This window comes from Streptomyces sp. NPDC038135 (assembly GCF_055601245.1).
Map to the genome: position 1 here is coordinate 154,026 of NZ_JBVJXS010000004.1, position 12,844 is coordinate 166,869.

Below are 12,844 nucleotides of genomic sequence, written 5' to 3' on the forward strand. Positions count from 1 at the left end.
GGCGCATGACGGGGATTCGTTTACGGACAGGGGAGGGCGATGGCTGTCAGAATGAGCCCGTCGCGGTGCATCCAGCGCCCCGTGAGCCGGGGTACCGGATTCCCGGCCGCCCGGGGCGGGGGCACCAGGAACCGCGCGGAGAAGAACCCGCCGGACTCGATGTCGATCCGGGCCCCGTCGAACCCCAGCATCCGCTGGGCCAAGGGGAACCAGGCTTTGTAGACCGCCTCCTTGCAACTGAACAGCAATCGGTCCCACGGCACCGCGTCGCTCCGCGCGCCGAGCCCTTCCACGAGGTCCCGTTCGTCGGGCAGGGCCACCAGGTCGAGCACGTCCTGGGGAAGCGGGGCACTTTGCTCGGCGTCGATTCCCACGGAATGCAGCCGACTGGCCCGGGCCACCGCGGCCGCGCGGTATCCGGAGCAGTGCGTCATACTGCCGACCACTCCGGGCGGCCATTGCGGGGCCCTGCCCGTTCCGGGCGGCAGGGGAACCGGGGGAATTCCCAGTTCGCCGAGCGCTGTTCGAGCGCATCGGCGCACTGTCGAGAATTCCTGTCTGCGCCGCGGCACGGCGTCGGCGACGGCCGCTCTTTCCTCGGCGAAGAGATGAGTGTCCGCGTCGTCGTCGAAGGCCTCCGCGGACATCACGTCGACGGGAAGTATCTCCTCGATCACTGTTCCCCCGGGCCCGTTCTCCGGCCGCTTACCAGGTGGTCAGCGAGAAGCGCTCGCCGAGTTCCCGTGCGCCGATGGCGAAGTCTCTGATCTGCTCGGCCTTTTCCACCATCTTGTCGTCCCCGACGCCCTTCGAGACGGCCACGAGCCACTCGTAGGTCTCGCTCGGATGAACGTCGTAGATGTAGTGGACCTTGGACAGCAGAAACAGGATGTCCCGGAAGTTCTCACGTCCGATCACGCCGGACAGGGCGAGGATCCCGGCTTCCCGCTCCTTGGTGAACGGCGCGCGTTCGTGAACGGCGGGGCGGAGGTTCGGGGTGTAGACGGAGGCGTCCGCGAAGGCTTCCTTCTCGTCGAACGCGCCGTCGAAGGCCAGGTCGACACAGAGCGACTGCCTGCTGAACTCGGCGAAGTTGACCGCCGAATGGACGGCGGCCGCGTCGAGGAACCAGATCTCGCCGGCCCGCATGTGGATGACCGTGTCGTCGTCCGAGTGGAAGGCCAGCGGACTGTCCTCGAGCATGAGGTGGGTGCGGAAGTACTGGTCGAGATCGCGGTCCAGCTCCACGAAGTCCCGATGCGGGATGATGACGGCGTTCTTCAGGTTCCGGGTGCGGGCCATCTGGAGCCGGTCGGCGTTGTAGACCGTGGTGATGATCTCGCTGAGGTAGGGAACGTGCTCCACGTGGTCGGTGGGCCGCGCCGGTGAGCCGTTGAGGTCACGGTACAGCCTGTCGTCGATTCCGCCGCTCGCGTTGTACAGCGGAATATTCTTCCAGAACCCGTTGCTGAACTCGTCGTACTCCTCCTCCACGGTGGGCACCGCGGCGAGGTGGGCAAGGTCCTTCGCTAAGCGTTCCTGGTCGAGTTCAATGCGGCCAAGTATGTGCGAGCGCACGCGTCGCCCTCCTGATTTCGAGTTCAACTTTCGACGGCGGAACAGGTACCTGTGGTGGACTTCATGGCCGAGCGAAGACTGCGTGGCCGCATGTCGGACCAGTTCTCCTCGATGAAGGCGAGACAGTCCTGGCGGTTCGCCTCGTTCAGTGCGATCCGCCATCCCGCGGGCACGTCCGATGAGGCCGGCCACAGGGAGTATTGCTCTTCGTCGTTGAGCAGCACGTGGTAGCTGCCATCGTTCTCTTCGAAAGGACTGGACACACAACACCTCACGTGGGCACGACTGAGCCAACGCTGCGCTCCCGGGCGCTTTCAGCATCATCACCGGAATCGCCGACGGCGAGAAACAGTGGTCACAGGGGCGACGGACAGCGAACAGCCGGACCGCGGAACGCCCCAGAGTGAACGGAGGGAAGGTGGCCTAGGCAACCAGGATGCGCACGATCCGGCCTACGGCACCTGAACAAGTCGTGAAAATTCCTTGGCCCCCTAACGCGCCGCGAAGCGACGCCTCCCCCGTTCGGCCTTCGTGCTCGAACCGGGAATGAGCCTAGGTTGACCTGATCGTGATCGTCAACCGCCACTTTTCAATCGCATGTTGGCCACTCTGGCCGAAATGTTGTCGGTGTCGGCAGCGGCGGGTCGGTGGGGTGCAGCCGTCCAGGTTCACCGCCGCCCGGCTCGGCCGGCACCGCGGGACCGCCGAGCGGAGTGAGCCGCCTCAGCGACATCCGCCGACTCCACCGCCGCTGCGAAGTGTGCGCGGGTATCGCAGCAACCCTCATCTGCTATCGCCCCTCATGATCGCAGTGGTCGTCACCATCGGGCTGGCGTTCGTCGGCTAAGTCGTCACCTACCTCAACGGGTTGCGGCTGTCGCAGCGTCAAGAATGTCTCGCTCGCGTGAACCGCCGGCTCAGCGACCTCTACGGGCTTCACCACCCTGAAGAAGGAACAGGCCTGTCTGCTGGGGCGACAGCAGATGAGCTGACCAATCGCAGCCATCGCCGCCACCTGATATGCCACCGCAGACTCACTGAAATGGCATCTAAGCCCGCGCCAGGGCGCCTTCACTGCGGTCCACAAAGACTTCTGCTTCACGGCAGGCATCTCGCCTGGTCCGTTCAGCCGTTAACCGGTAAACATCACTCCGGTAAAGGCGATTCCTGAGATGCACGACGGCCAAAACTGGCGCAGCATCGAATGCAGGGGCATCGGTTCGACCGGGATTCACCGACTGTGGTCGGCAATCACCCGTCGAGCACTCCAAGATCATGAGTGAGACCGAGCACGGCCCTTCAACGGTCAATCGCTCTCCGCCCGGGCATGTCCTGGGAATCCCGCCATGAGCAGAAAGCGATGGGGCGATTCGCTATGTCCAACAATCAACCGACGGGTGTCCCAGCACCGCTCCAGAGTTTCGAGCCTGCTGTCGAACTGCTTCAGGAGGCACCTGAAGAGGACGTCAGGAGCGGGCTCGACTCGACGCTCCATGAGGCCGAGGTACAGGCGGCCGGTGACGCCAATGTCGCGGCGGCACAGCCACCTCCCGTCGTGTCGGCGGAAGAAGTGCCGCAGACCACTCTCGCGGAGCGGTGGCGCAAGCACATAGAGGCGTCTCAGCAGCGAGGAGCATGATCATGCCGTACTTCCGAAACAGTCATTCCTCGACGATCCAGGTGGTGGGAATGTACTGGGACCCGCAGAGATGCGGGCAGTACGGAAACTACCGGACCATGGGCTGGTGGCGCATCAAGCCCTACGAGCGAATCCTCCTCGCACCCAACAATCAGCAGTTCTTCTACTGGTACGCCGAGTCCGACGACGGCTACAAGTGGGAGGGCCGCTACGGGCCCGTCTACACCTATCTGTACCCGTTCGACTCCTGCCTTCAGATCGGCTCGACCGGAGCGTGGAAGACGGTGACGATGCGCCCGTACGACCAGTACGCCTATCCCGGCGGCGTGAACGTGGACATCTGAGCCCGCCACGAGCACGACGTCACGAGCACGAAAGTCAGGGGCATCACCATGACCGCTGAACAGGAGAAGGAAGCTCTGCGGTACTGCGCCCAGCCCCCGGAGCGAATCCCCACGCTGCCCTCGAGCCTCAGCCTTCCGCGGACCAGGGCGATACTGGCCAATCACTCGAAGTGGGTGAACGGCACCCAGCTGCGGTACAGCTTTCTCAACGGTGCCGACAACGGCGTGGCAAAAGCATGGTTGACCGAGGTCCACAACGGTTTCGAGGAGTGGGAGGGCCTTGGCATCGGACTGAAGTTCCGTCCCGAGGACAACCCTGCGGAATCGGAGATCCGGATCACCTTTGCCGATGACGGATCCTGGTCATACGTCGGTACGGACTGTCTCGGCATCGGCGTCGAACAGGCCACGATGAACTTCGGATGGGACCCTACCTCGCCCTACGGCAAGGCCACGGTCCGGCACGAGATAGGGCATGCCATCGGCTTCTGCCATGAGCACCAGAATCCGTTCGCCGGCATCGACTGGAACACGGACAACGTCTACCGCTCCATGGCAGGCCCACCCAATTTCTGGCCCCATGAGACGACCTACAACAACATAATCCGCAAACTCTCCACGGACCAGGTGACCGGTTCGCACTGGGACGTGCAGTCCATCATGGAATACGGCTTCGGACCCGGTCTGATCAATCGGCCGGAGGAGTATCGGAACGGCATTCCTTCTCCGCTCAAAGTGTCTGAGCAGGACAAGGAGTACGTGCGATCATGGTATCCGCCGCTGGCCCCTCACATGGACGAGTTGAAGCCGTTCGATTCGTCGGTCCTTACCCTCGCCTCAGGAGAACAGGCCGACTACGAGATCATCCCGGAGAAGAGCCAGAAGTACCAGTTCGGCACCTTCGGAGACGCCGACGTGAAGATGGTCCTCTTCGAGCAGGCCGATGACGAGAACCTGCGCTACGTCACCGGCGAGGACGACAGCGGCGAGGACCGCAATGGCCGCTTCGAGGTCAAACTCTTCAAGGGGCGCCGGTATGTCCTGCGCGTCCGGATGTACTCCACGTGGGGTTCTGCGAACGCGTCGGTCATGTATTGGTGACCGCAAGCAGGAGAGAGCGGGGCCCAGTGAGACTGGGCCCCGCTCTTTGCGGGCAGATCCGGTGGCGGAAGACGTTCCTGCGCCGACCGGCGGGCGCTTTCGGTGTGCTGGTCCGCGGGGAGGGCCGGGTGAGCAGTTCGTCGGTGACGTGGAAGTCATCGGCGGCCAACTGTCCGACGGCGGCGTCGATATGGAGGCCACTCCAACAAGCACTTACGACGTTGCTCTGGGCGAACGTACAACCGTTCGGCCCCATGATCGGTCTCCTGTTCGCGGACCTCACGCCTCACCCTGGAGCAACTCTCGGCGAACGACGTGGCGCCCGCACCCACCAGTGGCCACGTATCTCCCCCGGGGCGCCCAGTTCGCCGCCGACTGAGCCCATCGCCTCCGCGACTCACAAGGAGCCCGAACACTATGCTCGTCCGCACAAAGCCGACGCTCGCCACCTTCCTGGTAGCGGGCCTCATCCCCCTCACTCTGCCCGCCGCGTCAGCGAGCGCCGCGCCCGCGAAGTACGGCGACGACTTCAACGGCGACGGCTACCGGGACTACGCCTACTCGAGCTTCAGCGCCAGAGGGGGCGGCGGCGTCAGCGTGGTCTTCGGGACCGCCACCGGGCCCGGCCCCACGAAGCAGCGCATCACCCAGTCGAGCCCCGGCGTGCCCGGCTCCGACGAAGCCGACGACATGTTCGGCGAGGTCCGGGCCGCCGCGGACTTCGACGGCGACGGATACGGCGACCTCGCGGTGGCGGCGACCGGCGAGAACGGCTTCCAGGGCGCCGTGACGATTCTCTGGGGCTCTCCCTCCGGCCTGTCCACGGGCACGACCCTCCCGAACAAGAACCCGGGCCGCAACAACTACATGGGCAGGGACCTGGCGACCGGCGACTTCAACGGGGACGGCAAGCAGGACCTGGCCGTCATCAACGAGGCCATGACGTACGTCTACCGCGGCCCGCTCAAGCGCTCCGGCACCACCGGCGCCGTGACCAAGCTCGACAAGACGTCGTCCTTCTACGCGACCGCCCTGATCTCCGGCAAGGTCAACGGCGACAAGAAGACCGACCTCGCGATCATCGGTGACGTGGTCGGCCCCGAATCCGTCGCGTCCGATGTCTGGTTCATCAAGGGGGGCGCGACCTCGCTCACCCCGGGCAGCAGCCTCCGCCTGGAATCCGAGCCCGGCGACGGCGGCAGTGCCGAACGCGGCGGCGACGGTGTCATCGCCGACTTCGACAAGGACGGCTACGGTGACATCGCCGTCGGCACATCCCTCTACTCGAAGCACAAGGGCCGCGTCAGCGTCTGGTACGGCTCGTCCGCCGGCCCGTCCCGAAGCACCCGCATCACCCAGTCGACCAGTGGCGTCGCCGGAACCCCTGAGAACCGGGACGAGTTCGGCTCTTCTATTTCCGCGGGCGACGTCAACGGCGACGGTTACGCGGACCTCGCGGTCGGCGTGCGGGGCGAGGAGATAGACGGCCAGGAGTACGCGGGCGGCGTGCACGTCCTCAAGGGGCGGGCGGGCGGCCTGTCCGGCTCCGGTTCCCAGTGGTTCGCCCGCAACACCGCCGGTGTCCCTGGCCAGTTGACGGCCGACGAGCAGTTCGGTGGCGTGGTACGGCTGCGTGACACGGTCGGGGACGGAACGGCCGACCTGTACGTGAGCGGTCTCGGCTCTCTGCGGCTGCCCGGCTCAGCCGGCGGCATCACCACGGCGGGCGCGACGGAATTCAAGGCGGCGCCCATCAACGGCTTTCTGGAATGACTTCCCTGGACGAGTAGGAGCCTGTATATCGGCCCCGCAGAATAGGAGGTGCAGGGTTCCGCTGCGACTTCTGCGGGGCCGATGCATGTCGCACATACCCCCCGATGCTCGCAATACGCCCCATCCCCGTCACTCGAGGGGATGGGGCCTACTGCACGACGTGGGGCCCGGCCGCACCGGCCGGGCCCCACGTCAACCTCCGCTGTCAACAGCGCCCCTCGCACCCGAGGGGCGCGGCTACCAGCGGTACCAGCGGCCCTTGCGGCCCGCGCCGTCCACGGATCGGACGACGAAGCCGAGCACCCACACGATCAGAACGATCACTGCGATCCACCACAGTGCCTTCAGGGCGAAGCCCGCACCGAAGAGGATCAGGGCCAGCAGAAGAACGAGAAGCAGGGGAACCATTGTTATCAACCTCCTGGCCACCGAATGCCCTTCGTTGCGCCCATCATTCATGGACAACGCCTTGTTTGTTAAGGAGATGCCAGGGCAGCAGGTCTTCACCGCGACAGCGGCTACAACACTACGAGGAGGCGTATTCCATGAGTGCCGGCGAGAAGGCCAAGGCGAAGTCCGAGCAGGCTCAGGGCACGGCCGAGGAGGCTCTGGGAAGCGCCGTCGGGAACGACCGTATGGCCGCCGAGGGGCAGGCCAAGAAGAGCACGGGGGACGCCCGTGAAGCGAAGGAAAAGACCAAGGACGCCTTCAAGCACTGAGTCGCTATGACGCGTGGGTCAGGGGCTGTCCCAGGGTGAAACCTGGGACAGCCCCTGACCCACGATTGCGGAGCACCCTCCGGCGTGCCGACACACAGGCCGCGCAGCGATCAGTACTGCTCGGTCTCCATGAAGCCCGTACTCCCGCCATCGTCCGCACTGAAGGCGTCCGCGGCGGCGGTCGGGTCGAATCCGGGCGGGCTGTCCTTCAGGGCCAGGCCCATGCCGGCCAGCTTCGCCTTGACCTCGTCGATGGACTTCGCACCGAAGTTGCGGATGTCCAGCAGGTCGGCCTCGGAGCGGGCCAGGAGCTCACCCACGGAGTGGACGCCCTCGCGCTTGAGGCAGTTGTACGACCGAACGGTGAGCTCGAGCTCCTCGATCGGCAGCGCCATATCGGCGGCCAGGGCAGCGTCCGTCGGGGACGGGCCCATGTCGATGCCCTCGGCGTCGATGTTCAGCTCACGGGCGAGACCGAACAGCTCGACCAGGGTCTTGCCCGCGGAGGCCATGACGTCACGGGGACGCATCGCCTGCTTGGTCTCGACGTCGACGATCAGCTTGTCGAAGTCGGTGCGCTGCTCGACACGGGTCGCCTCGACCTTGTACGTGACCTTCAGCACCGGCGAGTAGATGGAGTCGACCGGGATACGGCCGATCTCCTGGCCCACCTGCTTGTTCTGCACCGCGGAGACGTAGCCGCGACCGCGCTCGACGGTCAGCTCCATCTCCAGCTTGCCCTTGCCGTTGAGCGTGGCGAGGACCAGGTCGGGGTTGTGCACCTCGACACCGGCCGGGGGCGCGATGTCGGCGGCGGTGACCAGACCCGGGCCCTGCTTGCGCAGGTACATCACGACCGGCTCGTCGTGCTCCGAGGAGACGACCAGCTGCTTGATGTTGAGGATCAGGTCGGTGACGTCCTCCTTGACACCCGGCACGGTGGTGAACTCGTGCAGGACGCCGTCGATGCGGATGCTGGTGACAGCGGCACCGGGGATCGACGACAGGAGAGTACGGCGGAGCGAGTTGCCGAGGGTGTAGCCGAAGCCCGGCTCCAGCGGCTCGATCACGAACCGGGAGCGGAACTCGTCGACGACCTCTTCGGTCAACGAGGGACGCTGAGCGATCAGCACGACGTATTGCCTCCAAGATGGGGCGCCCACTATATGACGCCACGGATACCTCCAAGGGTACGGCCGGTTCTGTCGGCTCACGGGGCCGAACCGCCCAGGGACCGCCCCGAAAGCAATCCTTTCGCCGGGCGAGCCCCCGATCACAGGGACCACATCACCGTCGCGACACCCTGCTCCTCGGCGCCGAAGGGGATTCCCGCATCGGCGCCGAGGACCTGGCGGTGGCGGTGCTGGACGAGCTTCGGACCCCGGCCACCGACCGGCGCTCCACCGTCGTCCACGCCGCCGGACGAGCTAGTCGACGTTCACCGGACCGTCGTCCGACGTCCGCTCCTTGCCCGAGCGCAGCTGCAGCAGCCCCTTGGCGCCGGTGTTGTCGTCCGCCTTGGCGTCCTGGTCCTGCCCGCTCATGTTCTGCCGCACCGAGTCGAGGATCGTCAGACCCTGGGACACCAGGCCGGCGGCGATCTCGCCGAGGCCGTCCGCTCCGTTCAGGATGTTGACGTTGGCGCCGGACAGGCCGCCTGCCGCCTCCTTCACGATCTGAGGGAGCTGGTCGATCAGCATCCGGTCCAGCGCGACCCGGTCGTACGAGGCCGCCGCCTCCGCCTGGATCTTCATGCGCTGGGCCTCGGCGGCCGCGAGGATCCGCACCCGCTCGGCCTCGGCCTCGGCCGGCTTGACGACCTCGGCGACCAGCTGCTGCTGGCGCAGTTTCGCCTGGCGCTCGGCCAGCTCCGTCTGAGCGGCCAGCACCTCCTGCTGGGCGTGGGCCTGGGCCAGCGGCCCCGCCTGTGCGGCCTCCGCCTGGGCGCGGTCCACCTGGGCCGAGTACTCGGCCCTGACGATCGCGGTCTGCCGGGCGTACTCGGCCTGCTTCCGGGCCGCCTCCTGCTCCGCCTCGACCGCGGCCTGGGTGGCCTGGGCCTGGGCGATCTGGGCCTGCCGCTGGATCGCCGCCTTGTGCGGGGCCGACATCGCGTCTATGTAACCGGTGTCGCCGTCGTCGATCGACTGGATTTGCAGGGAGTCGACGATCAGGCCGATCGTCGCCATCTCCGTCTTGGAGGTGTCCAGCACCTCGGCGGCGAGCTTCTGCCGCTCGGTGACGATCTCCTCGACCGTCATCGAACCGATGATGGCCCGCAGGTGTCCGGCGAAGATCCGGCCGGTGAGCACCGACATCTGCTCCTGGTCGGAGAGGAACCGCTGACCGGCGTTGATGATGCTCTCGTGGTCGTTGCCGACCTTGAAGGCGATGACCGCGCGGACGTGCAGGGAGATGCCCTGCTTGGTGACACAGGTCTCGGTGACCTCCGCCTCGCACATCGACAGGGTGAGGAAGCGGACCTTGCGAAAGACCGGGAGCACGAACTTCCCGTGCCCCGTGACCACTCGGAACGGCGCGCCCCCCAGTCCCCGCCGGCCCCCCGAGATCAACATCGCCTCGTCGGGAGCGGGAACGCGGTATCCGAACATGCTGTACTCCTCAGCTTGCGCCGGCGGCCTCTCCGCCGAGCGCGTCCAATGGATCCACCCACTCGATGACGCCGACCTTCCGGCATCCGCGTGCTTCGATCACGAGGACCGTCGTGCCCGCGGGCAGGGGGTCCTCGGACCAGGCCAGAAAGGTCTCGGAGCCGCCTCGGACCCGCACCAGGACCTCGCCGGGGCCAGCGGATCCCCGCGTCCCGATGAGCACCTTGCCCGTGCAGCCGATCACGGCGTCGTCCTGCGGCATCACCGGCCGTCCTCCTCGTCCTGGCCTCAGAAGTCTGACGATAGACCCAGCGGGGCCGCGACCCAATGGGAGGGAGGGGCGTGGAGCGTTCCCGTACCCGCCAGGCCTTCACATGGCACCGTGTGTGGAGTTCACCGCTCGTCCTCCTGGGCGAAGTGTGAGGTCCGGGGGCACAGTCCCCGGCACGCCCACACTATGGATCAACGGTGAAGCACTCCCGAATGTCGCCCGGCAGCGGGGGCCGGTGACTGCGCCTGTCGCGCGGTTCGCGGCGCGATCAGGTAATCAGGAACGGTGAACGAGAACGCGACCGACCCCTTCGTGCATGTCCGGGGCGCTGGTGAGAACAACCTGCGGAACGTCGATGTCGACGTTCCGCGGGACGCGATGGTCGCCTTCACCGGCGTCTCCGGTTCGGGCAAGTCCTCGCTCGCGTTCGGCACGCTCTACGCGGAGGCCCAGCGGCGCTACTTCGAGTCCGTGGCACCGTACGCCCGAAGGCTGTTGCAACAGGTCGGCGCACCGCACGTGCAGGAGATCACCGGCCTGCCACCGGCCGTGGCCCTGCAGCAGCGACGCGGGGCGCCCAGCTCGCGCTCGACGGTCGGCACCCTCACCACGCTGTCCAATCTGCTGCGCATCCTGTACTCCCGCGCCGGCACCTATCCGCCCCGGGCCGCACGACTGGAGGCCGAGTCGTTCTCCCCCAACACCGCCGCCGGCGCCTGCCCGGAGTGCCACGGCCTGGGCGTCGTGCACGACGTCGCCGAGGACCTGCTCGTCCCGGACCCCTCGCTGAGCATCCGCGAGGGGGCGATCGCCGCCTGGCCGGGCGCCTGGCAGGGCGCCAACCTGCGCAGTGTCGTGAGCGGTCTGGGGATCGACATCGACCGCCCGTGGCGCCGGCTGAGGAAGAGGGACCGGGACTGGCTGCTGTACACGGACGAGCAGCCCCTGGTGTACATCGAGCCGGAGGAGGGCCGCATCGACTACGGCTACCAGGGCAAGTTCTGGAGCGCCCGCGCGCACGTCATGCACGTCCTCGCCGATTCCAAGAGCGAGAAGATGCGCGAGCGGGCGCTCCGGTTCGTCGGGAGTGTGCCCTGCCCCGTCTGTCACGGCAGCGGGCTGCGGCCCGAGGCCCTCGCTGTGACCTTCGCCGGGCGTTCCATCGCGGAGATCAACGCGATGCCGCTCACCGAGGCCGTGGCACTGCTGCGGCCCGTCGCAGGGCGGTCCGAGGCCGACGCCACCACGTCGACGGCCCGGTCCGGGGAGACGACCGAGGTCGCGGTCCGGATCTGCGGCGACCTGGTCGCGCGGATCGACGTACTGCTCGACCTGGGCCTGGGATATCTCAGCCTCGGGCGCCGCTCGACGACCCTGTCGCCGGGCGAGGCGCAGCGCCTGAGGATCGCCACCCAGCTGCGCTCGGGGCTGTTCGGCGTCGTCTACGTCCTCGACGAACCCTCCGCGGGCCTGCACCCGGCTGACGCGGAACCGCTGCTGAAGGTGCTGGACCGCCTCAAGGCGGCGGGCAACTCGCTGTTCGTCGTGGAGCACGACATGGACGTCGTACGGCGGGCGGACTGGGTGGTCGACATCGGCCCCGGTGCGGGCGAGGGCGGCGGCCGCGTGCTGTACAGCGGCCCGGTCGCCGGTCTTGAGCAGGTCGGGGAGTCGGCCACGAGCCAGTACCTGTTCGGGCGCGCCCAGCCGCTCGATCACCGCCCGCGCACACCGCACGGCTGGCTGCACCTGCGCGGCGTCTCCCGCCACAATCTGCACGACGTGTCCGTCGACGTACCGCTCTGCGTACTGACGGCGGTGACGGGCGTGTCCGGTTCCGGGAAGTCGACGCTGGTGACGCAGGTGCTCGCCGAGGTCGTCCGCGGCCACCTCGGACTCGTGCCCGAGGAGCCCGACGAGGCGCAGTTGGAGGTCGACGTCCAGGACGCGGCGGGGGTCGAGTCGTTCGACCGGCTGGTCCGGGTAGACCAACGGCCCATCGGCCGAACACCCCGGTCCAACCTGGCCACGTACACCGGGATGTTCGACGCGGTGCGCAAGCTGTACGCGGCGACGGACGAAGCCACGGCGCGCGGCTACTCGGCCGGGCGGTTCTCCTTCAACGTGCCGGAAGGGCGGTGCGAGACCTGCCAGGGCGAAGGATTCGTCGCGGTGGAACTGCTGTTCCTGCCCGGCACCTACGCGCCGTGCCCGACCTGCGGAGGCGCCCGGTACAACGCCGAGACGCTGGAAGTCACCTACCGCGGCAAGAACATCGCCGACGTACTGGCGCTGTCCGTCGACGCCGCGGCCACGTTCCTGTCCGCCGTTCCGGCGGCCTCCCGCAGCCTGGAGACATTGCGCGAGGTGGGACTGGGGTACCTGCGGCTGGGCCAGCCCGCGACGGAACTCAGCGGCGGTGAGGCGCAACGCATCAAACTGGCCACCGAACTGCAGCGAGCCCGGCGCGGGCACGCGCTCTACCTGCTCGACGAGCCGACGGCGGGGCTGCACCCCTCGGACATCGCGCTGCTGCTGCGACAGCTGCACCGGCTCGTCGACGCCGGCAACACGGTCGTCCTCGTAGAGCACGACCTGGACACGATCGCCACCGCCGACTGGGTCATCGACCTCGGTCCGGGCGGCGGCGACATGGGAGGGCGGGTGGTCGCGGCGGGCCCGCCGGCCGAGGTGGCGAGGGCCCGCCGCAGCGCCACCGCGCCCTATCTCGCGGCCCGGCTCGCGCGCTCCTGACGACAGCGCACGACAGCGCGAAGGGCTGAGTACGCCCTGTGCCGGTGCGGCCC

The 12,844-nt window shown here is 67.3% G+C and carries 13 protein-coding genes; 5 read left to right on the forward strand and 8 right to left on the reverse strand.

Features of this window, described 5'->3' with window-relative positions:
* Positions 1-20: 20 nt before the first annotated feature.
* From ACZ7JA_RS12275 to ACZ7JA_RS12285, 3 genes are read right to left on the reverse strand one after another with little or no spacing between them, the layout of a single operon-like run.
* Complete coding sequence (locus ACZ7JA_RS12275; RefSeq protein ID WP_351668560.1) at positions 21-677, reverse strand: 4'-phosphopantetheinyl transferase family protein; 657 nt, start codon at positions 675-677, stop codon at positions 21-23.
* Positions 678-705: 28 nt separating this feature from the next.
* Entirely contained in the window at positions 706-1,578 is an 873-nt protein-coding gene (locus tag ACZ7JA_RS12280) for an aspartyl/asparaginyl beta-hydroxylase domain-containing protein (protein ID WP_403680464.1), read from the reverse strand.
* Positions 1,579-1,601: 23 nt separating this feature from the next.
* Entirely contained in the window at positions 1,602-1,841 is a 240-nt protein-coding gene (locus tag ACZ7JA_RS12285) for an MbtH family protein (protein WP_470808033.1), read from the reverse strand.
* Positions 1,842-3,219: 1,378 nt separating this feature from the next.
* On the opposite strand from ACZ7JA_RS12285, the gene ACZ7JA_RS12290 reads away from it, so the two are divergent.
* The 3 genes from ACZ7JA_RS12290 (at position 3,220) to ACZ7JA_RS12300 (ending at position 6,435) form a co-directional block, all read left to right on the forward strand.
* Positions 3,220-3,561 (forward strand): hypothetical protein, encoded by a 342-nt coding sequence (locus ACZ7JA_RS12290; RefSeq protein WP_351668566.1) that lies wholly within the window; start codon positions 3,220-3,222, stop codon positions 3,559-3,561.
* A gap of 48 nt (positions 3,562-3,609) precedes the next feature.
* Positions 3,610-4,662, forward strand: coding sequence for a M12 family metallopeptidase (locus ACZ7JA_RS12295; protein ID WP_470808034.1), 1,053 nt, complete (start codon positions 3,610-3,612; stop codon positions 4,660-4,662).
* A gap of 417 nt (positions 4,663-5,079) precedes the next feature.
* A complete protein-coding gene (locus ACZ7JA_RS12300; RefSeq protein ID WP_389305422.1) occupies positions 5,080-6,435 on the forward strand; it encodes an FG-GAP and VCBS repeat-containing protein in 1,356 nt (451 codons plus the stop codon).
* A gap of 237 nt (positions 6,436-6,672) precedes the next feature.
* On the opposite strand, the gene ACZ7JA_RS12305 is transcribed toward ACZ7JA_RS12300, so the two are convergent.
* Positions 6,673-6,843, reverse strand: coding sequence for a hydrophobic protein (locus tag ACZ7JA_RS12305; protein ID WP_470808035.1), 171 nt, complete (start codon positions 6,841-6,843; stop codon positions 6,673-6,675).
* A gap of 137 nt (positions 6,844-6,980) precedes the next feature.
* Between ACZ7JA_RS12305 and ACZ7JA_RS12310 the strand changes: the two genes are divergently transcribed.
* Entirely contained in the window at positions 6,981-7,154 is a 174-nt protein-coding gene (locus ACZ7JA_RS12310) for a CsbD family protein (RefSeq protein ID WP_351668572.1), read from the forward strand.
* Between the two features lie 110 nt (positions 7,155-7,264).
* Here ACZ7JA_RS12310 and ACZ7JA_RS12315 read toward each other — a convergent pair whose 3' ends face one another.
* From ACZ7JA_RS12315 to ACZ7JA_RS12330, 4 genes are all read right to left on the reverse strand, one after another.
* Positions 7,265-8,287 (reverse strand): DNA-directed RNA polymerase subunit alpha, encoded by a 1,023-nt coding sequence (locus ACZ7JA_RS12315; RefSeq protein ID WP_389447314.1) that lies wholly within the window; start codon positions 8,285-8,287, stop codon positions 7,265-7,267.
* A gap of 140 nt (positions 8,288-8,427) precedes the next feature.
* Positions 8,428-8,568, reverse strand: a complete 141-nt coding sequence (locus ACZ7JA_RS12320) for a hypothetical protein (protein WP_470808036.1) — start codon at positions 8,566-8,568, stop codon at positions 8,428-8,430.
* Positions 8,569-8,581: 13 nt separating this feature from the next.
* Positions 8,582-9,766, reverse strand: coding sequence for a flotillin family protein (locus ACZ7JA_RS12325; protein WP_468895798.1), 1,185 nt, complete (start codon positions 9,764-9,766; stop codon positions 8,582-8,584).
* Between the two features lie 10 nt (positions 9,767-9,776).
* Positions 9,777-10,028, reverse strand: coding sequence for a hypothetical protein (locus ACZ7JA_RS12330; protein WP_351663688.1), 252 nt, complete (start codon positions 10,026-10,028; stop codon positions 9,777-9,779).
* 294 nt (positions 10,029-10,322) lie between these two features.
* Between ACZ7JA_RS12330 and uvrA the strand changes: the two genes are divergently transcribed.
* Positions 10,323-12,791, forward strand: coding sequence for an excinuclease ABC subunit UvrA (uvrA, locus tag ACZ7JA_RS12335; RefSeq protein WP_470808037.1), 2,469 nt, complete (start codon positions 10,323-10,325; stop codon positions 12,789-12,791).
* Positions 12,792-12,844 lie beyond the last annotated feature (53 nt).